The sequence below is a fragment of the Pedobacter sp. PF22-3 genome (genome assembly GCF_026239555.1).
In the GTDB taxonomy this organism is placed as follows: domain Bacteria; phylum Bacteroidota; class Bacteroidia; order Sphingobacteriales; family Sphingobacteriaceae; genus Pedobacter.
On the sequence record NZ_JAPIVP010000009.1, the window covers coordinates 219,007 to 245,396 of the forward strand.

A 26,390-nucleotide genomic window follows, 5' to 3' on the forward strand; every position below is an offset into this window, starting at 1 on the left:
GTAAAACAAAATACAGACATGAACATTTTAAAAAGGATATTTCTTTTTTTGATCATTACGATATCATCTGTCAAGGGTTTGGCGCAGCAAGATGCCCAGTTTGGACAATACGTTTTTAATGGCATGTATATCAACCCAGCCTACACGGGTTATAAGGAAGAACTTTACCTGCAAGCTTTTGCCAGGGCACAGTGGGCCGGCGTTCGTGGAGCACCGCAAACCCTTTCTATATCTGCAGATGAAGCTATAAATGACGAAAGTTTGGGCCTGGGGTTGATTGTAACCAAGGATAAAATTGGCGCACAAAGTAATATAAATGCATCGGCAAACTTCGCTTACAGAATAAAGCTTGATCGGACTGAAACCAATATTCTCGCATTCGGTTTAGGTGTGGGCGTAATCCAGACAGCCTTAAACGGCAATTTATTAGACCCTATTGAAATGGGCGATAACCGGATCCCGACCGGATCAATAAGCCAGACCATGCCCGATATACGCGCAGGCATTCATTATTCAAATGAAAAATTTTTTATCGGTTTTTCGGCAAATAACCTCTTGTCTAAAAGCCTATCAGTATTTGACGATTACAATTCACTAAACGTTAAAATTCAGCCTCATTTTTATTTAAGTGCAGGAGTTGCCCTACCTGTAAATGACGATTTTGTTTTTAAACCTACCTTTTTAATTAAAGACGATTTACATGGACCAACCTCATTGGATTTAAATGCCTTTTTACTCGTAAAAGAGCGATTTTGGTTTGGCATAGTTTATCGCACTTCAGTAAAAATTTATCCTAAAGATAACCTGCAGGCCGGATTAAACAGTAGAGCTGCAGTTGGTTTCATCAGCGAATTGTTTGTAAGATCTAACCTACGCATCGGATATGGTTATGATTATAGCCTTAATAAACTGAGTAATTATGATTACGGCTCACACGAAATTTCAGTGGGCTATTATATTGTAACCAAAAAGAGCCGAAGGCCAAAGTGTTATTTTTAGATATTAATAAATGCAGGTTATTCATGAAACCGGTGTTAGACCACGCCAATGTTATAACCTTCACCATGGTTACGCTAACAGCCATGTAAACCATTTTTCTTCCAATAAAAATAAATGGCATTGACGGGGCCACTGCTACATTCTGAAAACTAAGTGCATGCCACATTTTTCAAGCTCAGTGCGCATTACTTCTTTAATACCATTATTCCTTTTTCTTGGGTTTGGGATCGGGCAGTTCAGCAACTGTGATAGCTACCAGTTTTTTTAACCAATCGCGGTCTTCCAACTGCTCTTCAATCAGAAACTGATTTTTTGCGCTTGGGTAAGGCGGCGCTTCTACCACATCTTTGATGTATGCTCTTCCTGCTGAAGTTGGCTTAACAAACAACTTGTTGTCGCATACAAGGGCAAATAACTTATCATCAAAATACAATCCGTATTCACCAAACATCTTTTTATAGGTCACCCTACCTGAATGATTAAACTGATCGATTATAAAATCTACAAATTTCTGATCGGATGCCATTTTTTTGAATTGATTTATTTTGAACCTGAGTATTATTAGGGTTAAACATTAACTATGTCTAACGTCGCTAGGTATCTTATTTCCGTTCTGACTTGCAATAATACGTTTAATCACTAAATTTGCGGCCAAAACGGACAGTTGCTACTTAAAGTAATGTGTGTTCTAATTTAAAAGAATAAAATGGAAGAAAACGATTTTGTTTCGATCTGGCTTGAAGAAACAGGAAATCCTGCAATTGAGAAACTAGCACAGCTAAACCTTGATGTTGCCCATAAAACCACCGCAATACTTACTGCAAATGGTTCTACAGAAAACGACCTTGCTTCCATATTGGATATTAATCCTGATGAAATTAAAAGATGGTTAATGGGCAGGCACGTTTTCAGTATTAAAACCATTAACGAAATCAATACTGCATTAACTGAAATCGCCATGAATACCAAGAAGCCGGCAACAGTTCAACCCATGCATTAAATGTAGCCGCACTAGCTGGGCAAAATGTAACTGCAGTATTAAAATTTCTTTACTTCTCTACTGTAGTTTCGCTAAAGTTAATCGTTTTAATTTTATTCACATTCTTTTTCTCTAAGGCCTTTCCTGCATAAGCAGGTTTATTTTTACCCCAAGATACGTTACTGTTCATTAGGCTGATGTAACCGGTATTTTCAAAATAAAATCCTGCAATGGCACTTTTAACAAGCCCTTCAACATTGCTTGGCCTACGATCGTATACACCGCCTGCTTCAGTTGTTGTTTTATCCAGATAAACACTCACCTGGTCAAAATAAATTTCGGAAATTTTATCGGGACTTTCTCCGCTAATGTATACACCGCTTTCTCCAATACACCGGATATTACTAAAATAAATATTTTTAACTGCCCCAACCTTGCCCTTGGTTTGGCCTTTCGGCAAACGCCAGCCAGCATCTTTATTATTGCTGGTTGCCCTTGGATAGGCGGTAATATAAATCGGCTCTGCCTTGCCCCACCATACATCTGAAAAAAGCTTCGATTCGATAAACAAGTTAGAGAAAATTACATTCTCTACGGTCCCTTCATCACGGTTTTGAATTCCAATACCGCGGTTGCTCTTTCTGATATTACAATTATTGATCAGTACATTACTGATCCGATCCATATTTTCAGAACCTATTTTAATAGCGCATGAACTTGAAGTCATGGTACAGTTACTGATTACAATGTTTTCGCAGGCACCATATTCTTCAAACTCACGCCTGTTTTTTAAGCAGATACAGTCGTCACCAGATTCGATAAAACAATTGGTAATCCGTACATTTTTACTGTGATCCAGGTCAATGCCATCACTATTCCGGATTTTTATGCTGTTCAGCAATGTGATATTCGATATCGAAACATCATTACAACCTACCAAATGAACGGTCCAGTAAGCAGAATTTTGAAACGTTACCCCATCTATGTTCAGCTTATTACAGCCAATTAGCGTAAGCAAATGCGGTCTTGGGTCTACAATGTTAAAAGGCTTTAAAACATAAGAGTCGCTTAGCTCCTCTCCCATAAACGAAATTCCATTGCCATCAATTACCCCTGTTCCGGTAATACTTACCTGCTCAAGTTTTTCTCCACCAATCCAAATGGTACCTTCGCCCTTATTTTCTCTAAAAGCACTTTGAATATACAGTTTTTCATCAGGGCTGGCCAAGAGTTTTGCACCACCTTCTACCCTTAAATCAACAAAAGATTTTAAGTTAAAAGGACCTGCCATAAATACGTTCCCGGCAGGTACAATTACCTGTCCACCCCCAGCAGCAGAACAGGCATTAATGGCTTTCTGAATGGCAGCAGCATCGTTTGTTTTGCCATCGCCAACCGCACCGTAGTTTTTAATATTGTATAATTTATTTTGGGCCATCCCGCTGAAAGAAATCAACAGCGCAAAAAAAAGTAAAACTCTAATCTTCATTTTCAAATCGTTATAAACAAATATATTCAGTTATTTAAGCAGCCTTATTTACCAAAAAACGGTATAAAGTGCTGCAAGAATACCACAGATAATAACCGAGGCAATGGTAAATGCAGGCGTAACTTTAAACATACTGCTGTCAATTTCAAGTCCTTGTGGGTTATCTTTACTTTTCGGATCGGTTAATGTTACCAAAACCATCAATCCCATTATAATCATAAATACCCACGACATTCTGTTTAAGAAAGGAATGGGTTCGATAGCGCCGCTGGTTAAAGTAGGCAAGAATTTAAAAAATGTAGATAATGGAATGGTTAATAAGGAAGCGGTAAGCGCTGCACGCGAAGTGGTTCTCTTCCAGAAAAAGCCCAATAAAAAAATAGCAAAAACACCCGGCGAAATAAAACCAACATATTCTTGAATAAACTGATAAACCTGATCGAAACTGCGCAATGCAGGCGCAATAACGATCGCAATTAAAGAGGCAACCACTACCGACCAGCGACCAACTGAAACCAACCGCGTTTCTGAAGCTTCTGGTTTAATAAATTTCTTATAAATATCCAGTGTAAAGATGGTGGCAATGCTATTACATTTTCCGGCTAACGAGGCTACAATAGCAGCCGTAAGCGCAGCAAAAGCCAATCCTTTTATTCCTGCAGGCAATAAATTCATGAGTACAGGATAGGCGTGGTCGGGTTTAACCGTTCCTGCTGCATCAAGCATTTCGGAGTGAAAATACCCTCTTTGATATAACACATAGGCCGCAATGCCTGGGATGACAACAATTACGGGAATAAGTAATTTCAAAAACGCGGCAAATATTAACCCGTTACGTCCTGTCTTTAAATCGGCCCCTAGTGCCCTTTGAACGATATACTGGTTACAACCCCAGTAATTTAAATTATTAATCCACAAACCACCTACCAATACCGCAATACCAGGCAATTCGTTATAAAATTTATCTCCTTTAGCAAAAATCATATGAAAATGATCAGATGCTTCGCTCCGTAACAAAGGAAGCGAGGCTAAAACACTTGGTGCATCCAACTTCTCTGCCACAAGTTTAAGTGCCATGTAACAGGTAATCAGTCCGCCGGCCACTAAAACAAAAACCTGTATTACATCCGTATAACCGATTACCTTCATACCGCCCAGGGTAATAATGGCAGAAAAAATGGCCAGAAAAATGATGCATATGTTAAATGGAATGCCTGTAATCGTTTCAATAGCAATGGCACCAAGAAAGAAAATAGACGTTAAGTTTACAAATACATAAACAAGTAACCAAAAAACCGCCATTAAAGTACTTACCGTATTATTGTAACGGTTAGACAAAAACTGTGGCATGGTGTAAATTTTATTTTTGATGTATATGGGCAGAAAGAATATGGCTACAATAATAAGCGTAGCTGCAGCCATCCATTCGTAACTGGCAATGGCAAGGCCCATCGCAAAACCTGAACCCGACATCCCAATAAAGTGTTCTGCAGAAATATTAGAAGCAATAATAGAAGCACCAATTGCCCACCAGGTAAGCGAACCTTCTGCCAGAAAATAATCTTTGGTATCCGTACGTTTTTTTTTCTTGCTCCGGTAAACCCAATATCCGTATGCCGAAACAATTACAAAATACATTAAAAAAATAACATAGTCGAATGCAGACAAATGATTCATAGGGAGCTTATACATTTGGTTTTTTTAAAAGTCAGAAAAAATCCCAATGTTGAAGGTTTAATTTAATTATTTAATTACGTAAACGTTTTCGCGTACCTAACAGCGATAACATAGATTTATAGTGTTAACAGCCTGTAGATTCGCGCTTGGTGAGTACCGATTTTAGTATGATATTCTGTTCATCATCCAGTTGTTTATTGTTGAGGATTTTGAATAGGGATTTTGCCGCTTCACGCCCAATTTCGAAGGCAGGTTGTGAAATTGTAGTAAGCGAAGGACTTAAGAGTTTGGCTGTACTCAGATTGGAAAAACTGAGCATTTTAACATCATTCGGAATCTGTAAATTCATTTCCCTACAGGCACAATAAGCAGGGATGATAAACTCTTCAATAGAAGAAAAAAGTGCATCTGGTTTGTACTTCCCCAGCAATTCTTTTATCTGTTGGAGATTAAATTCTTCATCATCCTGATATTTAACAATAAGTTGCTCGGAAGCTGCTATTCCATGCGCTTTCAATGCATCGCAATAACCGGCAAACCTTGACTTACCAGCGGGAAGGTTTTCGAGCCCAAATAAATAGGCAATTTTGGTACAGCCACACTCAATTAAATGTTCAGTGGCCTGAAAAGCTATTTCATAATCGTCTGTAGTTACTTTAACCGCATCGAGGCCTTCATATACCCGATCGAAAAAGACTAAAGGAATTTTCTTGACCAGGTTGGCATAATATTCACTATTGTATTCACTGCTTGATACAGAAGTTAGAATACCATCTACACGCCCATTTAACAAACTGTTGGTAAATGCTTTTTCTGCTTCAATATTTTCATGGGTTTGATAAATGAGTACATGATAACCATACTGCCGGGCAATTTCTTCAATACCCATTATAGATAAAGAGAAAAAATTATTGGCTACGCAGGGTATAACAACTGCTATTGTCTTGGTTTTATTGCTGCGGAGGTTACTTGCTGCCGGATTTGGGGTATAATTCAGTTCCTTGGCCAGGGTCCATACCCTGTTTTTGGTTTTTAAACTGATTTCATAACTGTCGTTGAGCGCCTTAGAAACAGTTGCGATAGAAATATTCAACTCCTGAGCCAACCGCTTAATATTAACTGCTTCCCCCATGTTCTTCATTTTGTTTTGTTAGTTTGCAAGGTTTGTGTACCCTTTACCACCAAAGTTGCGATAAGACAACACTTTCCTATGTTTCACCAGCAACATTTTCAAAAACAGCAGCCTCAATGGGCATATAATATAACCATTGTAGTTGGATGTTCTAATAAGTTAGCTGATTACCCCACCGAATATCTTTTCCTGCTTGAAATAAATATCTGGCAGCGAACGAAAATATAAAATAATCGCAACATCACCTCTCATTATTTTTCTTTTGCCTGTTTATTTAACGTGTCCTCACACATAGAACTATCATTAAAAAGATTAAAAAACCTTAACTACCTAAATTTAAGCACTTTAATTTACATTTTTTAATAAAAAATTAGATTTTACGTAATCGTTTAAGTAAATAAAATTGGTGAAACATAAAATATTAAGCTTTCAAAAACTCAACTTTAACCCAACAACCAACAAAAATTTTCTTACAAATCAATTTCTAGCCTTATGAAAACCCAAAGTCCACCTTCAAAGGATAATCAAAATCCGTTGCAAAACCTTGATCAATGGGAAGAAGATATATTAACCCGCTATCCAGATCCCAAAAGTATCAATGCTGATAAAAAAGAAGAACAGTTCAGAAATTACGAAGAAACAGAAAAGGACAGCGTAAAAGAATTTTACAGGCTAAACCATACCTATCAAACGTACGATTTTGTAAAACAGAAAAAAGCTGATTACTTAAAGTTCGACAAGCAAGAGATGCCCATCTGGAGTGCATTCGATTTTTTAAATAAGTTAGTAGATGATTCTGATCCTGATACCGATTTAGACCAGATGCAGCACCTCTTGCAAACATCTGAGGCCATCAGAAACGACGGCCACCCCGATTGGATGGTATTGGTAGGCTTAATCCACGATATGGGTAAAGTACTTTGTTTATTCGGCGAACCACAATGGGCTGTGGTGGGCGATACTTTCCCGGTTGGTTGTGCTTATTCTGATAAAATTGTTTATCCGGAATTTTTCAGTCAGAATCCAGATTATAACAATGAAATTTATCAAACCAAATTAGGGGTTTATACTCAAAATTGCGGGCTGGATAATGTAGATATGTCTTGGGGCCATGATGAATATGTATACCACATGATGAAACCCTACCTGCCGGAACCAGGCTTATACATGCTCCGTTACCATTCTTTTTATTCGCAGCACAGGGAAAATGCATACGAACACCTGATGAATGAAAAGGACCACGAAATGTTTAAATGGGTTAACCTGTTTAATCCTTACGATTTATATTCCAAAAACCCCAATCAGAAAAGCTGGGCAGAACTAGAACCTTATTACAAAGCGCTGGTGGCTAAATATTTACCAGCCACTATTAAATTTTAAATTCTATCTCCAAACATTAATAACCAAATAACAATTTATGGATCTAATTTTACAAAAATCATGAGATTTAAATGTACACGCTTAAAGTATAGTGGCGTATTTATGCTGCTTTTACTCATTAGCCAGGTGTTCAATGTTGCCTACGCGCAAACTGAACGAAAAATTACTGGAAATTTATTAGATAATACAAACCAGCCTGTAATCGGAGCGTCTGTTTCAGTAAAAGGTACCTCGAAAGTAACTTCCACAGGTACAGATGGATCATTCAGCATTTCAGCAAAAACGGGCGACAAAATTCTTTTCAGTTTCCTGGGCTATCAAACCAAGGAACTTACCGTAGGTACAGGGTCTACCTATAAAGTCACCATCTTAGAATCTGCGGCTGCCCTTAATGATGTGGTTGTAGTGGGTTATGGTAAAAGTTCAAGAAAGGCATTAACCAGTTCTATCTCTACCGTTAAAGGCGATGACTTGAACAAGGGTGCTATTAGCGATGTTGGCCAGATGTTACAAGGTAAAGTGCCGGGATTAAACATCACCAGAAGTGGTGATCCGAATAGAAATGCAGCCATCATTATGCGTGGAGCATCTACCCTTCGTGAAGGTGCACAGTCGCCATTATTTGTAATCGACGGTGTGGTTGGTGCAGACATTTCTATCCTTGCACCGGATGATATTGCCTCAATTGATGTGTTAAAAGATGCTGCTGCCGCCGCTATTTATGGTAATAGGGCTGCCAATGGGGTAATTATGGTCACTACCAAAAAAGGTGTAGCAGGTGCAACACAAATTACCTATAATGGTTATTTTGGAGTAGAAAATGTGTCTAACCGTTATGACATGATGAATGCTGATCAGTTGCGTGCTTTTTTAGCAAAAACCAATTCTGCACTTACGCCGGCCAATGATAAAGGTGCTGATACCAATTGGCAAAATGAGGTACAACGCAGCAATGCCTTATCGTATAACCATAACGTATCACTTAGCGGAGGGACTGAAAAAACGACTTATAATGCAAGCTTAAACTATTTTAAGCAAGATGGCATCATCAAAACGAGTGATTTAAGTAGATTTATCGGTCGTATTGGAATTGAACAAAAAGCATTAAATGATAAGTTGAAGATTGGATTAAACATCAGCAACTCGGTAAGTAATGCTAATCTGGTTCCTTATCGCAATACGGTATTGTCGCAAATGCTTACCTATTTGCCAACTGCTCCGGTTAAAAACCCTGATGGTTCTTATTTTGATAACTTAATTCAAACCAGCTACTATAATCCGGTTTCTATGCTTGAAAATGGTACAGAAAACCTGAAGAATAAAAATATCTTGGGTAATTTAACCGTTAACCTAAAATTACCATTTGGTTTCTCTTACGATGTTTCTGCATCTTACCAGAATAGTCAAAACGTTTATGGTGCATTTTACAACAGCATTTATACTTCCAGATACAATAATGTTCGTAATACGCCAGAGCCACCTGCAACGCCTAGTTTCGTAACCCTGGTGGGTAAAGATGGTTTGGCCGTAAGAAATGCCTATCAGAACACCAATAAAATTATTGAGACTTATTTAACCTGGAATAAAAAATTTGGCGATCACGATATCAATGCTGTAGTGGGTTATTCTTATCAGCAATCGCTGAACAATGATGGATTTCAGGCTACTTCAACCAATTTCCCGATCAATCAGGTAAGTTATAATAACTTAAGTTTAGGGAACCCATACGCGGTAACTGATTTCAGGGTTGATTTTAATCCAGGTGTAACCTATCAGGAAATTTTGATGATCTCTGATTTTGCAAGGGTAAATTATAATTATAAAAACAAATACCTGATCCAGGGATCGATCAGAAAAGATGGATCCAATGTATTCGGTGCTAACGAAAAATGGGGTTATTTCCCATCTGTAGGTGCAGCATGGAACATCGATCAGGAAAATTTCTTTAAAAATTCAGGCGTGCTTAAAACCCTTAAATTAAGAGGTAGTTACGGTATTGCAGGTAACTCGCTTGGCTTTGCCCCATTAACCACTAAGCTTATTTATGGACAGGTTGGACAGTTTTATTATAATGGTTCGCCAAGAGAAGGTGCCTATGGTGCCATCCAGAATGAAAATCCGGATTTAAGATGGGAGAAAACAGCTACAACCAATATTGGTTTAGATTTTGGACTATTTAATGGTAGATTAACAGGATCGGTAGATTTATATGATAAAAAAACCACAGATCTGATTTTGTCATTCCCTGTAGATAATAACTTATACCCTGCAGGTTCTTATACGGCAAACGTGGGTAGTTTGAGTAACAAAGGTATCGAACTGGTTTTAAACGGCACACCGGTAACTACCGATAACTTTACCTGGACTACAGGGTTCAATTTGGCACATAACCGCAATAAAGTGATCAGCTTATCAGACGATAGCAGATTCAATATCGAGGACCGCCTAACGGTTTCTCCTGATGGTGCCGGACAAAGTGGTGCAACACTACAGATTCTTAAACCAGGTGAGCCAATTGGAACATTTTTCACCTTTAAATATGCAGGTAAAGATGCCAATGGTGTATCACAATATTATGATGCTGCCGGAAACGTTAAAACACAGAACCTGCTTAATAAAACAGATTATTATATTCTTGGAAATGCACAACCGAAAGCATTGTTAGGCTGGACAAACAATATCAGGTATAAGAATTTTGATTTAAGTGTATTTATGAGAGCGGTACTGGGTGTTAAAATTATGAACGTTACCCGTGCTGATTTATTCCGTCCAAGTACAGCACAATTCACCAATATCCCGGTAGAGGTTGAAAATGAATCAGCAGCTGATTTTAACTCTTATAAATATTCGAGCAGATTCTTAGAAAATGCCAGTTACCTGCGTTTAGATAACGCTACACTTGGATATACTTTCAAAAAGGGACTTATTCCTGGTGTAAATTCTCTTCGTTTATACACCACGGCGAATAACCTTTTTGTTATTACCGGTTATAAAGGAATAGACCCGGAGATTAACCAGGGCGGTACTGCGCCGGGTGTAGATACCAATAACTTTTACCCTAAAACCAGAACATTTTTATTCGGGTTAAACGTATCATTCAACTAAAATTTAAAAAGATGAAAAATCTTATCAAATACCTTGCAGGAACTGCCTTATCGTTAAGCATGTTAACTTCCTGCCATAAACTGGATTTGAAAGTGGAAACACAGCTTACTCCTGAAACATTTCCGCAAACAGATCAACACTTTATACAACTAACCGGTCAGGTATATGTACAGCTCCGTCAAAACTGGAGTACTGATTATTTCTTCATGCAGTCGTTAAGTACTGATGAGGCTATTATGCCTGCCAGGGGTGGTAACTGGTACGATGGTGGCGTATTTGAAAACCATCATAAACATACCTGGAATAAGGATAATGGTCATGTGAATAGTGGCTGGGGATGGCTGTCAGCAACCATTAGTAAGGCCAATCAAAGTTTGTTCTTATTAAAAGATGCACCAGAATCTTCAGGAAAAACTGTAGCAGTAGCGGAAGTGAGGGCAACAAGGGCCTTGGCATTTTTCATGATGATGGATTTATGGGGAAACATTCCAGTGGTTACCACTTTCGGACAGACCACTCCACCTGAAACCAAATCACGCCTGGAAGTTTTCAATTTTATCGAATCAGAACTTAAAGAAGTATTGCCAAACTTAAGCAGCGCTACTGGAACAGCAACTTACGGCCGCCCGAATAAATATACAGCATACGCTATTTTAGCTAAAATGTATCTGAATGCAGAAGTTTATACCGGAACGCAACGTTACAACGATGCTGTTGCCATGTGCGATGCCATTATTGGTGCCTCGGGTTCTCCTTACAGCTTAGAAAGCGATTATAGAAAGATGTTCTTCATTGATAACGGGCCACAAATCAAAGAATTCATTTTTGCTATTCCTTTCGATCCGGGTTTCAGCAATGGTACCATGATTTATTCCCGTTACTCATTACCTCGCTCTTTACAGCAAAAATATAGCTTAAAGTTTACACCAAGTGCACCAATGAGCACATTGCCAGAGTACTATGCCAATTTTAATGATCCTAATGACAAAAGAAATGCACAATGGATTAAAGGATTACAGACTTATTACGATGGTAGACCAGTTACTGTAGCCACAACAAAAAAAGGATACGATCAGTTTTATGCAGGTTCTGATGGTTCAGCTGCACTCACTTACCAGGTTGATATTACACCAAATGTTACCCTTAGAGATGCATCCAGACCTTTTGATGCCGGAAATGATGAAATTTCCTGGAACATGGGTTACAGAAACAATAAATTTTATTGCGATAGTACCTCATCAAGCAGAAATCAAAATAACGACGTGCCGGTTTTCAGATATTCAGATATCCTGTTAATGAAAGCGGAAGCGATCCTTCGTGGAGCTACGCCTACTCAAGGTCAAACCGCGTTATCATTAGTGAATCAATTAAGAGCGGTTCGTACTACTTCACCAGCATGGACCTCCGTTACGCTAGAGGATTTATACAAAGAACGATGCAGAGAAATGGCCTGGGAATGCTGGCACCGTAACGATATGATCCGCTTTGGCAAATATGAAGGAACATGGGGCTTTAAAACAGATGCACAGCTTTTCCATCGGTTAATGCCTATTCCGGCCTCGGCGCTGATTCTCAATCCAAAATTGAAACAGAACCCAGGCTACAATTAAATTTAGCTTTAAGTAAAATTTCTCCAGACGGATCGTCTGGAGAAATTTTTATTTTAACACTTCATTGTCTTTCTTTGCAACTATATTCAAAACGATGATCAAACGACTACTTTTCCTTATTCCGCTTCTCTCTATTAATACGCTTTATGCCCAAATCATTACTAAAAACCAAACTGAAGCTGTTGCTGCCAATAAAACGTTAGTCAAAGATCCCGGAGCATTGCAGTTTCTTGCGTTAGGCGATTGGGGCCGGAATGGCGCTGACCACCAGAAACCAGTTGCCAAACAAATGGGAATTACCGCCACTGATGTTAAAGCACAGTTTATCATTTCTACCGGCGATAACTTCTATCCCAGTGGTGTAATCAGCCCACAAGATCCATCGTTTAAGTACTCTTTTGAAGATATATACACCGACTTTTCTTTACAGTGGGATTGGTATGTGGTTTTAGGAAACCACGATTATAAATCCAATCCTGATGCGCAGGTAGCCTATTCGAAAATAAGTAGAAGATGGAAAATGCCTGCCCGTTATTATTCAAAAAAGTTTGCCATTAACGGCGATGTAAATAATCAGGTATTAATAGCATTTATTGATACAAATCCGCTCATCCCCGAGTTTTATAAAAACGCAGAATACGGACCAAATGTTAAGGGACAAGACACCACTGGCCAGAAAAAGTGGTTGGTTAAAACCCTTGCTGATCAAGATCCATCAATTAAGTGGAAAATAGTAGTAGGTCACCACCCCATGTTTACAGGCGGTAGCCGTACAGATGGGTATGATACCAAAGCAATCAGAAGCACGTTAAAACCCATATTGGATAAATATGGTGTTGATGTTTATTTAACAGGTCACGAACACAGTTTACAATACCTTAAGCCACAAGGTAAAACCCATCATTTCATTTCCGGAGGTGCATCAGAGAAAACGCCTGTTAAGCTGATACCAGAAGCACAGATGGTTGCATCAGAATATGGGTTTATGTTATTTTCGGTAAGTAAGGAACAGTTACGCGTACAGGTAATTAACGATGAAGGTTATGTTATTTATAACACTTTAATCAAGAAGTAATCCTGTCATGACAGCTATTGAAACAAAAAATATTGACGAAAGGGTAGAAAAGCCCAAAAGATTAATTTCACTGGATGCGTTGCGGGGTTTCGACATGTTTTGGATCGTGAGTGGCGAAGGAATATTCCACGGCCTGGCTACAGGAATCATGAACAAGCATGCTTTAAAAAGAAACCCGATTGACTGGACCATTTCTACAAATGATAGCTTATCTTTCTTTGAAAAACTTTTTATCGGGATTAGCAATCAACTGCATCATTCCCCATGGAATGGTTTTACTTTTTATGATCTGATCTTTCCTTTGTTCATATTTATCTCTGGAGTATCCATGCCCTACTCCTATCAAAAATATTTTGCCGAAAGAGAAAAAAACAAGCATTCATCTCTTAAAATATATTTTCCGCTAATCAAGCGAACCCTTATACTTATCATTTTAGGCTTCATCGTTAATGGACTATTAAAATGGACCGGATACGAAAATACTCGCTTTGCCAGTGTATTAGGCCGGATAGCTTTAGCCACTTTTTTTGCGGCCATCATCTATTTAAATTGTTCGTTTCGAGGAATGATTTTTTGGTTCGCAGCGATCCTTATTGGATATTATTTATTGATGGCATTTGTGCCTGTTCCGCATTTCGGATCTGGGGTTTTTACACCAGAAGGAAACCTGTCTGCTTATTTTGACAGACTGTTTCTACCGGGTAAACTTCATCGAACCATCTACGATCCTGAAGGATTATTAAGCACGATCCCTGCCATTTGTTCGGCAATGCTCGGCATTTTTACGGGAGCCTTTATTAAATCGACCAGATTTAACTTTACACCAAAACAGAAAGTAACTGCTTTAATGAGCAGCGGACTGCTGAGCATTGGACTTGGTTTGTTATGGAGCTTTATCTTCCCGATTAATAAAACCATGTGGACCAGCTCATTCGTTTTATTTGCCGGTGGCTGGAGCATAATATTGTTCACCTTATTTTATTACATTATTGATGTCTGCTCATATTCGAGATGGAGTATCCCATTTGTATGGATTGGTACAAACAGTATTTTAATTTACGTTTGTGCACACGGACTTTTCAATTTCGAATCATCATCCACTTTCTTGTTTGGTGGTTTAATAAACCTCATCCCACCCCTATGGCACGAAGCCGTTTTGTGGACGGGAGTATTATTGATTCAACTGTTTTTATTAAAGTTCTTCTACGATAAAAAGTGGTTCTTAAAAATTTGATATGAAATTAAAATTATACTTTTCAGTTGCACTCGTTTCCTTGTTCTTTAACAGGGCACTTGCTCAGGATTTTTTAAATACTTCAAACCAACTCATAGAACGGGTATTACCAAAACACGCAAAGTCATTTTCAACAGAAAAACTTTCTGATGTTAAAGGAAAAGATGTTTTCGAGATAGAATCAAAAAACAACAAAATCATTCTTCGCGGAAACAATGGTGTTGCATTGGCATCTGCTTTTTATCACTATTTAACTGAATATGCGCATTGCCAAATCACCTGGAATGGCACTAACCTGAATGTTCCACAAACGCTACCTAAGCTCGAAAAAAAAGTTAGGAAAGAAACACCGTATGAATATCGGTACTATCTTAATTATTGTACATTTAATTACAGCATGAGCTGGTGGGATTGGGCGCGTTGGGAAAAAGAGATAGACTGGATGGCATTACATGGTATCAACATGCCCCTTGCCATTACCGGCGAAGAATATACCTGGTACCTTTTGTATAAAGAAATGGGCTTTTCGGACGATGAACTTAAAGGTTTTTTTACCGGACCGGCATATTTCTCGTGGTTTTGGATGGGCAATATTGATGGCTGGGGCGGCCCGCTTCCGGTAAGCTGGATGAAAAGCCATTTCGAATTACAAAAGAAAATTTTGAACCGTGAAAGAGCATTGGGCATGAAACCCGTACTTCCGGCGTTTACCGGCCACGTACCTGCAGCATTTAAAACGAAATTTCCGAATGCTAAACTGAAAGCCACAAACTGGACTAATGGTTTTGCAGATACCTATATTCTTGATTCGGAAGATCCAATGTTTGCCCAGATCGGAAAGAAGTTTTTACAAAAGCAAACCGAAATGCTTGGTACAGACCATTTATATTCTGCCGATACATTTAACGAGAACGAACCACCATCTTCCGAGCCAGAATTTTTGAGTAAGCTAAGTGCCAGGATTTATGATGGCATGTCGCAAGCTGATCCTAAAGCAGTTTGGGTGATGCAAGGCTGGTTGTTTTACAGCGATAGAAAATTCTGGAAAGAGGCACAAACTGAAGCTTTGTTAAAGGCTGTTCCAAATGATAAGATGATTTTACTGGATTTAGCTACCGAAATTGAACCGGTTTGGAAACGTACTGAAGGTTTTTATGGAAAGCCGTGGATTTGGAATATGCTAAACAACTTTGGTGGGAACACCAATTTATTTGGAAGAATGGACGTGGTAGCTACAGCACCTGCACAAGCTTTAAAAGATCCGAAAAGCGGCAAAATGCATGGTATTGGTTTGACCATGGAAGGCATAGAACAAAATCCGGTCATGTATGAGTTGATGATGGAAAATGTTTGGCGCTCTACACCGATCGACCTTGAAACATGGCTACCTAAATATGTTTTTAACCGATACGGCAAAAACAATGCAAATGCGTTAAAAGCCTGGAAAACACTTAGAAAAACTGTTTACAGTGTTCCTGCCGATAAATATGTAAGAGATGGTGCCGAGTCTATTATACAAGGCCGGCCAACACTGGATTCTATGACGCGCTGGGCCAGAACTACATTAAATTATAACGAACGCGATTTATTACCCGCCTGGGATGAACTCATTAACGCAGCAGCAGATTGCAGGCAAAGTGACGGTTTCCAGTATGATCTTATTGATGTAACCAGACAGGTACTAGCCAATTATGCGCTTCCGTTACAAAGAAAAGTAGTGGAAGCCTACAGAAATAAAAACCTGAAAGCTTTCCAAACAGAAAGCAAAAAGTTTATCACTTTGATTGAAGACATGGATAAATTGTTGGCTACGAGAAAAGATTTCATGCTTGGTCCCTGGGTAAATGATGCCCGTAAACAGGGAACCAACGAAAAGGAAAAAGCCTTGTATGAAATGAATGCAAAGGATTTGATCACTTTGTGGGGTGATGAAAAAAATCCTTTAAATGAGTATGCCTGCAGACAATGGAGCGGACTGATGAATGATTTTTATAAACCAAGATGGGAAATGTTTTTTAGCCGACTGGAACAGTCTATTTCGAATAAAACTGAGCTCAACATCACTAAATTTAACGATGAGGTAAGCAAATGGGAATGGAAATGGGTAAATCAAAGAAAAGATTATACCTTAAATCCAGTTGGAAATCCAGTTAATACGGCAATTGATTTACATCAAAAATATCGTAAAATTATTGGAGAAGCCCATCGGCTTTAATCAACCATTAATGCAGCAATTATATCCATATTTAAATTCAATAAATTATCCACAACCATATAAAAACAAAATGCGTAAAAAAGTAAATAACAACCTATTTATTAGGGGCTTATTATTGGTATTTTGTTTTTATACTGGATCAATCATTCAGGGGCATGCACAAAACAAGTCTTTTATCAAATATGTGCAGCCATTTTCGGGCACCTCGGCCAGTACAACACTTGCAAGTCAGCATATAGAAGATAAGACAGAAAGGCTGGCCAATACCATACCAGCAGTAGCGCCACCTTTTAGCATGACGCAGTGGACCCCGCAAACCCAGCTTTCGGAAAAAAAATGCCTAGCCCCCTATTATTACAACAATAAAAAATTTTATGGCATCAGGGCAAGTCACTGGATCAGCGGCTCGTGTACGCAAGATTATGGCAGCTTTACCATTATGCCAATCTCCGGAAAACTAAAAACCAGCTCAGCAGATTATGCTGCAGATTACACACATACCGGCGAAATAGCTACACCCGCTTATTATAAAACCAGTTTACCAGGCTATAACCTGCTTACTGAAGCTACCGCAACCTTGCGTTGTGGCCTAATTAAAGTTACAGCGTTAAAGGCAGATAGTGTTTATCTGTTAATTATCCCAAATAGCGACCAGAACAAAGGCTTTATCAAAATTGACCGCCAAAAAGGTGAGATTTCCGGTTACAATCCTGTTCATCGAATTTATCAGGGTTGGGGACAATCAGCTGGCTTTAGCGGCTATTTTTTTATCCGCATAAGCAAAGTTTTTACAACAAGTGGTGTGTTTAATGGTGCCAGTGTTTCAGCAAATCAGTCCATTAAAAATCAAAAAGATTTAGGTGCCTACCTGGGCTTTAAACTACAAAAAGGAGAAACCATTAGTATTTATGCCGGTACTTCATTTACCAGTATCGCGGCAGCAAAACTTAACCTCGAAACCGAAATCAATAACGCTGCTTTCACAACGATTGTGACCAAAACAAATCAGGTTTGGGAACGGTCACTTGGCCAGATTAAGATTAATGATCCTAGCGAAAAAAATAAACGGATTTTCTACACTGCACTTTACCATTCACAACAGCACCCACGCTTATTTAATGATGTAGATGGTGGATATCCGCAATTTGCAGGTGATTACACCAGGAAAATCTTAAAAAAAGGTAATTATTACGATGATTTTTCAATGTGGGACACTTACCGGGCCCAATTGCCACTTGTAACGCTTTTAAAGCCCAAGCTGGCTAACGATTTTGTAAATTCATTAGTTTTAAAAGGGCAACAAGGTGGTTGGCTTCCCATTTTCCCCTGCTGGAATAATTATACTGCAGCCATGATTGGCGACCATGCCACTGCTTTTCTGGCTTCAGCATATAATAAGGGGATTCGCGGTTACGATGTGAATGAAGCTTATCGATTGATGCGCCAAAATGCATTTCAAATGCCCGATTCGGCTCAATACCTCAATGGAAAAGGTCGCAGAGGCATCAACAGTTACCTTAAATATGGCTATATCCCGATGGAGGATAGCATTCCCGATGCTTTTCATAAAAGAGAACAAGTGAGCAGAACCCTTGAGTATGCCTACGATGATTATGCCCTGGCTATTGTAGCAAAAGATCTGGGTAAAAAATCAGATTATAAACAACTGATTGAAAGGGCTTTAAATTACAAAAATGTATTTGATCAACAGGAAGGAATGGTGAAGGGTAGGTTTGCTGATGGTAGCTGGTACAAACCTTTTTATCCTGATCACCGTGAACCCTATATCACGGAAGGAACCCCAAGGCAATATACTTTTTACGTTCCACACGATATACCCGGGCTGATTAAACTGATGGGTGGACAAAAAAAACTGGAAAACGAACTCGATTCTCTATTTGCTAAAAAGGAGTACTGGCATGGCAACGAACCTGGCCATCAGATTCCTTTTCTCTATAATTATACCCATTCTCCATGGAAGACACAGTTGCAGGTATCGCGTATTTTAGCAGAAGAATACAGTGAAGGTGCCGGCGGTTTAAGCGGTAATGATGATGCCGGACAAATGTCAGCATGGTATGTATTTGCTGCCCTGGGTTTTTATCCGGTAGATCCCGTTTCGGAAAATTACCAACTTACCAGCCCCTTATTTAAACAAGCAATAATATCTTTTAGTAATGGCAAAAAGTTAACCATCACAACCATTAGAAAAAGTAAAAAATCTATTTTTAGTTCGAAAATCACTTTAAATGGGAAAAGTTTAACCAAAAACCAAATCACACATCAATCTTTGGTTCGTGGAGGAGAATTGATCTTTTATCTTGAAGATGAGCCAAATTAGCCTTTAATAAGCAAAAATTGAGCTTAATAGAGCGTAATTTATATATACTCCAAAAAAGCAAACATCTATATTAAACTTTAAATAAGATCACGAATATCAACAGCGCGCTGAGTACAAGTATAAAAATGATCATGCTTACAGGAAAGTTAATTTTACCCGGCTCATCGCCGTTTTTATCTGATGCAACTGATTTTTTCTTTCCAAGATTCATTGTTAGTGCCATATTAATTGAGTTCGACTCTATATATGTCAAAAAGATTAATACAGCAGAAAATTTATCTTTTCAATTACCAAATCTGTCAACACTTAACAAACAAACAATAACCTGCTAACTTTAAGGAAACATGGCTTGCCTAATTTACAAATACGTTTGCTTGACATAAGCAAATCTGTAAATAACAATGTTTTAATAAAACATCAGGCTATGAAGCAGCAGATCCGTACGATTCCAGGAAAACTGGTAGATTTTGATTACAACAGATACAGGCTACCCACTTTTGTGATGCAGTTTAAACCCTGCGTACATCAGGATGGTGATTGCTTTTATGCCGTATTATCATTTGAAGAGGAGCACGATGTTTCGGGCATCGGTACTTCACCTGAAGATGCATTGATAGACTGGAACGATAAAGTATGCGAAATGCTTGCCCTATCAGGCCCTTTAAGAACATCTTTTAGTACTAAAAGAAAATAAATTGCTACAAAACCGGCATTTTAATCCTTAACTAAATCTCTGCTGATGAACCTCAATAAATCTACTGGCCTGGCATTTCATCAAGATCATTACGATCAGCCGAATTTTCTTGGTAATTGCTATTTCGAAATCAAAAAGCCATGCGATTGTACAATGATCCAGCTTCATCAATTCTATTTATTATTGAGAAAGGGAAATAAAGTTTCACCAATTAATCTGCCCTTAAAAATTTTCAATGCAGCGTTCCTTGCTTTCTGCTACAATGGCAAAAAACTGGTCGGTATTTCGGCCATTAAAAGGCCATCACTATCTTACCTGCTAGAAGTATATAATAAAGCCGGGATTATTACAGAAATAGATCAACCATTTTTAGAGATCGGTTATTCATTCACCCAGGAATCGGTTCGTAAAAAAGGAATCAGTAGCACATTAAAACGGCTGTTGCTTAAAAAAATCATTGATCACCATGGTATTATCTTTTCTACTACTGCTACCGCTAGCAGTCAGCGATTTCTGATAGCCAATGGTTTCCACGCAAAAGGGAACCCTTATAAGGGCATCTTTGATAATAACATTATCTACTTTGAACGTACGCTGTAATGGTCAGCCAGGTAGGGATTTGAAAAGGATATTTATGCGCAAAATATGTCCGGTTTTGAGCTACTATTATGCGGTGCTGTCTGCTGAAATGCTTTGAGAACAGATAAAAATTACACTAGAGCCATCGGCACAACAATTACTTCATTAAGCTAATTTAACAGTGGCCAGGTACAGAAAGCTGAAACTGAAAAAATTTCAGCATTGGCACTGAAAATTTTTCATAGAAAGTGAAAATTTTTCAGTAAAACCACTCGAAATTCACTCAGAAATGCCTTGGCACAGCACTTGATAAACTTGAACCGTAACCTTTGGAAAAAGGTTGAAGTATTAAATTAATTGATTTATAGTCCATTTATTATTAAAACATTAAAAGGAGAAAAAACTATGACATTGGTTAAATTCAATCCAGAAAAAAAGAACAGTTCATTATTGCCAGGCTTTAATGACATCTTTGAATCCGTATTAGGTGATACCTTTTTTACTGATCGTCGCTTGAGCAGCGTACCAGCAGTTAATATTTCTGAAACTAACGAAGCGTACCATATCGAACTGGCTGCGCCTGGATTAAAGAAAGACGATTTCAAGGTATCCATTGAAAAGGATATGCTGACCATTTCTACCGCTCAGCATACGGAGAACAATAATGAAGGCAAAACCTATAACAGAAGGGAATATAGTTACTCGGCATTTACAAGAGCATTTACTCTTCCAGATAGTGCTGACGTTGAACATATCCAGGCCGCTTATACAGATGGTATACTCCACCTCAACATTCCAAAAAAGGAAGAAGCCAAAGCGGTATCCAGACAGATTCAAATACAATAATTCCTCAAGTGCCGCTAAATGCGGCACTTTTTATTTAAGCTACCTTTATACATTTTGAAGAGAAAAAAACAGTTTAGCTATGGAAACGCGTTTCACAATCAACATCAGTCTTCAGGGACCGGCTGGAAAAATCAACTATGGTAAATTTTCTCTTGGTAAAGATAAAAAAGAAGCCAACGAAATCTTCTTCCAGTTAAAAGGTAGCCCAGCAGAGGCGCCAGGATGTTCTTTAAAGATAGAATTTGTAGAAGAAATAATGGAACTGCCTATTCTTACGGGCACTCTAAATTGCAACCTGGATGAGCTAAAAGAAAATATTGCCATTATTTCAAAAGAAATATTCCGTATTGCTCATTTGGAGAATGGAAACATTAACGCTGAATAATTAATAGGTTTACCTAAGAGGAACTTTAATCTATCCAGGAAGTCCGTCACCCTGAACTCGTTTCAAGGTCTTTCATGTAAGATAAATCTCCATACCGAGAGTTGCTTCGGTCAAGATGACGATTCTGACATGGAGTCTCTCGATAATAGAAATAGTAGCTAGAAATCTCTCCAGAATTACGTCATCCTGAACTTGTTTCAGGATCTTTTTTGCGAGATGAAATTACGATGGCAAGACCACACTTTTAGCAACAGAACCTCTCCCTTTTTTACTTTTTTTTCTTTTCCCCCACCAGATCAAAAACCCGGATATAGGTAGAGAGGCGCTGATCAGTGAAGCAAAAAAAGCCAGAAGTTGCGACCAAAGGCCATATAATCTTCCGGTATGGAGCTCAAGATTAGAATTCCGCCATTTCATCCCAAGTGTTTTTTTATCATGTGGCAGTTCATCAATAAAATCTCCGGTCCTGCCATCGTAAAAGTAATAGCTAACTCCCCTCCAGACATCGTTACTGGCTATCTGCACAAAAGACATCGAAACTTTAGTTTTTTTAGTTGGAATACCTATTCCTATTTCTGTCCAGTTATTTCCAAGCTTTTTGAGCAGACGGTAATGGATAATATCGATTTTGTTCAGGCTTGTATCTGCCGTATTAATTTTAGGAAGTGTTCTGCTAAACCCAGCTTTCCCTTTATCGCCAAGTATGCGGTAAATCCCTGTTTCCCACCATTTAAAAGACCATACCAATCCAGTTATGGCAATTAGCATGGCTATGGGAAGTATATAAAAGCCAAGACTATTATGCAGATCATAATTAACCCTTTTCCATTTGGCATTCCATTTAACAGCAATACTCTTTTTGAATTGCCTGTAATTTTTGGGTAGCCATAAAATAAACCCGGTAATAAGCATGCCCAGGTAAGCCAGTATGCAAACTCCCACCAGCAGACTACCAACGGGCTTTACCAAAAGAAGCTGCCTATGAAGCTGCTCTATTACGTTGAAAAATTCATATCGCATATCCATTACGCCTAAAACCTTACCGGTATATTGGTTTACGTAAACTTCATCCAGGTATTCAAACTGGCTAAAATAGAACAGGTTTATTTTCTTTCGGTCGTTAATTTTAAATCCAGAGAAAATATAACTCTTATTATCCGAGCTAATTTTAACATTATTCAGCTCCTTATTTTTTCCAACTGCATTTTGAGCATTGGCCAGCAATTCAGAAACCGGCCTTGCAGGGCCGGTTTTTTGGACATATACGATATCTTTATGTATGCTATTAAAAATTTCCTCATCGAATACATAAATGCATCCGGTTAACGAAACAATAACCACTACTAGGCCTGTAACCAGCCCAATCCATAAATGAAGCCAACCCGCTATCTTTTTAAGTCTATTTTTTGCCATTAAAATGAATAGCCAACAGTGAACATATAATTTTCTGGTTGACCGGGGAACAAGCGGAGGTAATCATAACCCCCTACCCAATATTTTTTATTACCGATGTTATTGGCATTGAGCTGCAGCTGCAGTTTACCGATATTATAGAACAAAGCGGCATTGAAAAGTGTGAAAGATGGAATGGTAATCTGGTTCTCAGGTGAGAACTTGGCATCATACATCAGGTTACGCCTGTCGGTATAGTTAATACCCAAACCAATTCCCAATCCTTTAGGCATGCCCTCAATAAATGTATATTTGCTCCATAAGTTGGCCGTATTCTTTGGTGCATTGGGTTTCTGGATGCCGATTTCCCCAACTGTTCCACTCTCTAATATTTTAGCCCTGTTATAAGCGTAAGAAGCAATCACATTCCAGTTTGGCATAATTTTACCAATCACATCCAATTCAAAACCCCTCGATTGCTCATCACCAATCTGCCTTAAAACATCTACTACACCAGGTGTGGCATATAATGCACCAGTTTGTTTAATCTGGTAAACGGCCGCACTTACACTCAACTGATCCCTGAACCAGCTCGTCTTGGTACCAAATTCTATCATATTGCTTTTCAACGGATCAAACGGGCCACCGGCATTAGGATTTGCGATATTTGCAGAAGTTTGCGGGTTATAACCTTCTACATAACTTCCGTATAGGTTAATATTGGAGTTGACACTATAAACAGCACCTAAGCGTGGCAGCCATGCATGTGAATTAGCTTTAGCTTCAGCCTGGGTCTTGTAACCTGCAAAATCTGTGTAATATTCATAACGTATCCCGGCTAATACCTGTAAAGCACCGATTTTGAACTGATCTTGTACATAACCTGAATTTAAGTAATAATAGGTAGGCGCCACTATAGATGGGGTAAAGAAAAGTTTACTATCATCCTGCATTCTTTGCGAAGAAAGCGGATCGTTCAAATTAAAATGTGGAACATTTGGTACCGGATTCCCTGCAGCATCCAACAGGTATTTTGATTTATTCGCGGGTACGTAGTTAGCGATTGCTCCATTATTTGCAGCATTACGGTAACCACCTGCTGTTAATTGCGAACCTCCAACTGGTACTTTTTCACTGCCAAAATCATAGCCAGCTACGATCTTATGCTCCACTATTCCTGTTTTCGGCGTATAATTAATATATCCTGAAAAATTATCGATAAACCGTTTACGCTTTCTGATCTGCACGTTCATTCCCGCAAGATTGTTGATGGCTACACCGTTAGCATCAACTCCATAAGCATTTGATGTACGGTGTTCATTTAAATCTTCTGAATAACCTGTTTTTAAATAAGAAGCATTCAGGCTCAGGTTATCGGTAACCTTGTGTGTAATAGAGATCGTGGCATTATAGGTCAATTCATTTAGGTAATCATTTGTGGTATTCAATGAAAGCGACTGCGGGGTAGAATTTAAGTCAAAACTACCAAAAATGGGTTGTCCCCTATCCAATCTGCTTTTAGAATCCGTATAAACCAGGTCAAAGTTAATCCTTGTTTTTTCAGACGGGACAAATGTAAGCGATGGCGCAATGACGAAGTTACGGTCAAACATCAGGTCTCTGAAAGTTTCTGCATTTTCGTAGCCAACGTTCAGTCGGTAAAGCAAAGTACTGTCTTTTGTTGCAGGTCCGGTAAAATCTGCAAGACCTCTGAAAGTATTAAAACTGCCCATAGTCAGGCTCACCGATCTACGGGTTTCATCGAGTGGTTTTTTGGTTACGCGGTTTACAACTCCACCCGGACTTGCATTTCCGAAGAGGGCGGATGATGGGCCTTTTAAAACTTCAACTCTTTCCAGGTAATTGGCCAGCGACTGTTTCCAGAAACCGGTACTGGTTCTTAAACCGTTTAACAGTTGGGTATTGCTCTGCCCATTTACGCGAAATCCCCTGATGGTTAAATCATCGTAAAAGCTAAACTGGTTTACACCGCTAAAGTTCTTCACCACTTCGCCCACACGCATCAGGCCCTGATCTGCAATAAGCTCTTTACTGGCATAAGAAACCGATTGTGGGATATCTTTAAGTTCATTTTCTATTTTGCCAATAAAAGTAGCCTTGGTTTTATAAGTTTTCTCTTTACGACCAGTAATTTCCACCTGCTGCAGATCGTCGGTAGATTCCTGCATAACGATATTTTCCTCAATATCTGTCCCACTTAAATCCAGGTTTTTTATCACTTCTTTAAAGCCGATAAAGTTAAAATGCACAACAGCTTTACCCTGAATCAACTGCAATTTGTAGATCCCACGGTTATTGGTCGTAGTGGTCGTATTTGTACCATGAGCACTTACGGTTACTCCAGCAATGGCTACACCACGGCTATCTTTTACGGTACCCTGTAATGTAGTTTTTTGTTGTGCGAAAACGTTGAGACATATTAATCCCAACAGATTGATCAAAATTAATGATTTGGTAAAGTTTATTTTCATTTAGAAACGACTATAAAATTATTTAGACTGAATAAATATAAGCGCAAAAATAATTTATTATTTCGAATACGAAAATTATTTAGATTAATTCTAAACTTAAGGAGCGGATGAATTTTCTTTAATAAATGGTTTAACCCGGATTTAAGCCAGATGTTGTGATTTAATGGCCAGCTTTTCTAAAAAGTGTATAGGTTATGTTGATTAATGAGCCATTAAAATGGTTTTACGCTAGACTGATTTGTAGCGAAATAAGGTTGCATCCACAGTTGAAATTGTCATCCTAAGGGACAATTTATCATATAAAAATCAATATAAATAACAAATTTAAAGAAGCCCAATGCTCTCGAAGTATCATTTCGTCGCAGATGAGAGTCGGATGATTCTGCTAAGCAAAATCTTTTAAATCTGATTCAGTAGCATAGTCCAAAGATCTCTCCTCTGCAAGTTGCCTCGGTAGAGAGATGATTTTTACATTAATTCTTCCAGTGGCAGAAGTTATCAGCCAGAAGTCTATCCGAAATATCGTCACCCTTAACTCGTTTCAGGGTCTTTTTCAGGATAGATCCCTCCATTACTTGTTGCTTCGGTAGATATGATGACCATTCTATTGGAGTCTGTTAATGGTAGGCCATCTCAAAGGAATACCTCTATTTCATTCCAAATAATGAAATGTGCGGTTGGTTTTCATCTTTTTTTGGAGCGCAGTGCCTGTGCAATAAAAAATGGAATCTAACTTAGTAAAATGAAGCTAAGAAAGGAATTTATT

At 38.5% G+C, this 26,390-nt stretch carries 19 protein-coding genes; 13 read left to right on the forward strand and 6 right to left on the reverse strand.

The window, feature by feature from the left end:
- Positions 1-18 precede the first annotated feature (18 nt).
- The gene (locus OQX63_RS13620) at positions 19-999 is read left to right on the forward strand and encodes a type IX secretion system membrane protein PorP/SprF (RefSeq protein ID WP_265851415.1); all 981 of its coding nucleotides are present in this window, start codon (positions 19-21) and stop codon (positions 997-999) included.
- A 202-nt stretch (positions 1,000-1,201) separates the two neighbouring features.
- Here OQX63_RS13620 and OQX63_RS13625 read toward each other — a convergent pair whose 3' ends face one another.
- Complete coding sequence (locus tag OQX63_RS13625; RefSeq protein ID WP_265851416.1) at positions 1,202-1,525, reverse strand: TfoX/Sxy family protein; 324 nt, start codon at positions 1,523-1,525, stop codon at positions 1,202-1,204.
- 180 nt (positions 1,526-1,705) lie between these two features.
- Here OQX63_RS13625 and OQX63_RS13630 point away from each other — a divergent pair, with 180 nt between their 5' ends.
- A complete protein-coding gene (locus tag OQX63_RS13630; RefSeq protein WP_265851417.1) occupies positions 1,706-1,999 on the forward strand; it encodes a hypothetical protein in 294 nt (97 codons plus the stop codon).
- Positions 2,000-2,048: 49 nt separating this feature from the next.
- Here the strand turns inward: OQX63_RS13630 and OQX63_RS13635 are convergent, their stop codons facing one another.
- The 3 genes from OQX63_RS13635 to OQX63_RS13645 form a co-directional block, all read right to left on the reverse strand.
- Positions 2,049-3,467: a glycoside hydrolase family 28 protein gene (locus OQX63_RS13635; RefSeq protein ID WP_265851418.1), complete on the reverse strand. Its 1,419-nt coding sequence runs from the start codon at positions 3,465-3,467 to the stop codon at positions 2,049-2,051.
- Positions 3,468-3,515: 48 nt separating this feature from the next.
- Positions 3,516-5,144, reverse strand: coding sequence for a sodium/sugar symporter (locus OQX63_RS13640; protein ID WP_416276532.1), 1,629 nt, complete (start codon positions 5,142-5,144; stop codon positions 3,516-3,518).
- Between the two features lie 124 nt (positions 5,145-5,268).
- The gene (locus OQX63_RS13645; RefSeq protein ID WP_265851420.1) at positions 5,269-6,285 is read right to left on the reverse strand and encodes a LacI family DNA-binding transcriptional regulator; all 1,017 of its coding nucleotides are present in this window, start codon (positions 6,283-6,285) and stop codon (positions 5,269-5,271) included.
- A gap of 483 nt (positions 6,286-6,768) precedes the next feature.
- Here OQX63_RS13645 and OQX63_RS13650 point away from each other — a divergent pair, with 483 nt between their 5' ends.
- The 11 genes from OQX63_RS13650 (at position 6,769) to OQX63_RS13700 (ending at position 21,740) form a co-directional block, all read left to right on the forward strand.
- The gene (locus tag OQX63_RS13650; protein ID WP_265851421.1) at positions 6,769-7,656 is read left to right on the forward strand and encodes an inositol oxygenase family protein; all 888 of its coding nucleotides are present in this window, start codon (positions 6,769-6,771) and stop codon (positions 7,654-7,656) included.
- 60 nt (positions 7,657-7,716) lie between these two features.
- Positions 7,717-10,761 (forward strand): SusC/RagA family TonB-linked outer membrane protein, encoded by a 3,045-nt coding sequence (locus OQX63_RS13655; RefSeq protein ID WP_265851422.1) that lies wholly within the window; start codon positions 7,717-7,719, stop codon positions 10,759-10,761.
- Positions 10,762-10,772: 11 nt separating this feature from the next.
- On the forward strand, positions 10,773-12,371 hold the full coding sequence (locus tag OQX63_RS13660) for a RagB/SusD family nutrient uptake outer membrane protein (RefSeq protein ID WP_265851423.1): 1,599 nt from the start codon (positions 10,773-10,775) through the stop codon (positions 12,369-12,371).
- 94 nt (positions 12,372-12,465) lie between these two features.
- Positions 12,466-13,446 (forward strand): purple acid phosphatase family protein, encoded by a 981-nt coding sequence (locus tag OQX63_RS13665; protein ID WP_265851424.1) that lies wholly within the window; start codon positions 12,466-12,468, stop codon positions 13,444-13,446.
- 7 nt (positions 13,447-13,453) lie between these two features.
- Entirely contained in the window at positions 13,454-14,680 is a 1,227-nt protein-coding gene (locus tag OQX63_RS13670; RefSeq protein ID WP_265851425.1) for an acyltransferase family protein, read from the forward strand.
- Position 14,681: 1 nt separating this feature from the next.
- A complete protein-coding gene (locus OQX63_RS13675) occupies positions 14,682-16,895 on the forward strand; it encodes an alpha-N-acetylglucosaminidase (RefSeq protein WP_265851426.1) in 2,214 nt (737 codons plus the stop codon).
- A 10-nt stretch (positions 16,896-16,905) separates the two neighbouring features.
- Positions 16,906-19,236, forward strand: coding sequence for a GH92 family glycosyl hydrolase (locus OQX63_RS13680; RefSeq protein WP_265851427.1), 2,331 nt, complete (start codon positions 16,906-16,908; stop codon positions 19,234-19,236).
- 424 nt (positions 19,237-19,660) lie between these two features.
- Positions 19,661-19,930, forward strand: coding sequence for a hypothetical protein (locus OQX63_RS13685; RefSeq protein WP_265851428.1), 270 nt, complete (start codon positions 19,661-19,663; stop codon positions 19,928-19,930).
- Positions 19,931-19,975: 45 nt separating this feature from the next.
- A complete protein-coding gene (locus tag OQX63_RS13690) occupies positions 19,976-20,530 on the forward strand; it encodes a hypothetical protein (protein WP_265851429.1) in 555 nt (184 codons plus the stop codon).
- A 384-nt stretch (positions 20,531-20,914) separates the two neighbouring features.
- Positions 20,915-21,355 carry an Hsp20/alpha crystallin family protein gene (locus OQX63_RS13695; RefSeq protein WP_265851430.1) on the forward strand — a complete coding sequence of 147 codons (441 nt, stop codon included), beginning with the start codon at positions 20,915-20,917 and terminating at the stop codon, positions 21,353-21,355.
- Between the two features lie 79 nt (positions 21,356-21,434).
- Positions 21,435-21,740 (forward strand): hypothetical protein, encoded by a 306-nt coding sequence (locus tag OQX63_RS13700; protein ID WP_265851431.1) that lies wholly within the window; start codon positions 21,435-21,437, stop codon positions 21,738-21,740.
- A 222-nt stretch (positions 21,741-21,962) separates the two neighbouring features.
- Here OQX63_RS13700 and OQX63_RS13705 read toward each other — a convergent pair whose 3' ends face one another.
- Positions 21,963-23,153, reverse strand: a complete 1,191-nt coding sequence (locus OQX63_RS13705) for a PepSY-associated TM helix domain-containing protein (RefSeq protein WP_265851432.1) — start codon at positions 23,151-23,153, stop codon at positions 21,963-21,965.
- Positions 23,153-25,624, reverse strand: a complete 2,472-nt coding sequence (locus OQX63_RS13710) for a TonB-dependent siderophore receptor (protein WP_265851433.1) — start codon at positions 25,622-25,624, stop codon at positions 23,153-23,155. The genes OQX63_RS13705 and OQX63_RS13710 overlap by 1 nt, the downstream gene beginning before the upstream one ends.
- Positions 25,625-26,390: the final 766 nt, after the last annotated feature.

Excerpts from the sequence above, each read along its gene's own strand:
- OQX63_RS13620 (WP_265851415.1), top strand. The coding sequence starts at position 19 with ATGAACATTTTAAAAAGGATATTTCTTTTTTTGATCATTACGATATCA.
- OQX63_RS13625 (WP_265851416.1), bottom strand. The coding sequence starts at position 1,525 with ATGGCATCCGATCAGAAATTTGTAGATTTTATAATCGATCAGTTTAAT.
- OQX63_RS13630 (WP_265851417.1), top strand. The coding sequence starts at position 1,706 with ATGGAAGAAAACGATTTTGTTTCGATCTGGCTTGAAGAAACAGGAAAT.
- OQX63_RS13635 (WP_265851418.1), bottom strand. The coding sequence starts at position 3,467 with ATGAAGATTAGAGTTTTACTTTTTTTTGCGCTGTTGATTTCTTTCAGC.
- OQX63_RS13640 (WP_416276532.1), bottom strand. The coding sequence starts at position 5,144 with ATGAATCATTTGTCTGCATTCGACTATGTTATTTTTTTAATGTATTTT.
- OQX63_RS13645 (WP_265851420.1), bottom strand. The coding sequence starts at position 6,285 with ATGAAGAACATGGGGGAAGCAGTTAATATTAAGCGGTTGGCTCAGGAG.
- OQX63_RS13650 (WP_265851421.1), top strand. The coding sequence starts at position 6,769 with ATGAAAACCCAAAGTCCACCTTCAAAGGATAATCAAAATCCGTTGCAA.
- OQX63_RS13655 (WP_265851422.1), top strand. The coding sequence starts at position 7,717 with ATGAGATTTAAATGTACACGCTTAAAGTATAGTGGCGTATTTATGCTG.
- OQX63_RS13660 (WP_265851423.1), top strand. The coding sequence starts at position 10,773 with ATGAAAAATCTTATCAAATACCTTGCAGGAACTGCCTTATCGTTAAGC.
- OQX63_RS13665 (WP_265851424.1), top strand. The coding sequence starts at position 12,466 with ATGATCAAACGACTACTTTTCCTTATTCCGCTTCTCTCTATTAATACG.
- OQX63_RS13670 (WP_265851425.1), top strand. The coding sequence starts at position 13,454 with ATGACAGCTATTGAAACAAAAAATATTGACGAAAGGGTAGAAAAGCCC.
- OQX63_RS13675 (WP_265851426.1), top strand. The coding sequence starts at position 14,682 with ATGAAATTAAAATTATACTTTTCAGTTGCACTCGTTTCCTTGTTCTTT.
- OQX63_RS13680 (WP_265851427.1), top strand. The coding sequence starts at position 16,906 with ATGCAGCAATTATATCCATATTTAAATTCAATAAATTATCCACAACCA.
- OQX63_RS13685 (WP_265851428.1), top strand. The coding sequence starts at position 19,661 with ATGAAGCAGCAGATCCGTACGATTCCAGGAAAACTGGTAGATTTTGAT.
- OQX63_RS13690 (WP_265851429.1), top strand. The coding sequence starts at position 19,976 with ATGAACCTCAATAAATCTACTGGCCTGGCATTTCATCAAGATCATTAC.
- OQX63_RS13695 (WP_265851430.1), top strand. The coding sequence starts at position 20,915 with ATGACATTGGTTAAATTCAATCCAGAAAAAAAGAACAGTTCATTATTG.
- OQX63_RS13700 (WP_265851431.1), top strand. The coding sequence starts at position 21,435 with ATGGAAACGCGTTTCACAATCAACATCAGTCTTCAGGGACCGGCTGGA.
- OQX63_RS13705 (WP_265851432.1), bottom strand. The coding sequence starts at position 23,153 with ATGGCAAAAAATAGACTTAAAAAGATAGCGGGTTGGCTTCATTTATGG.
- OQX63_RS13710 (WP_265851433.1), bottom strand. The coding sequence starts at position 25,624 with ATGAAAATAAACTTTACCAAATCATTAATTTTGATCAATCTGTTGGGA.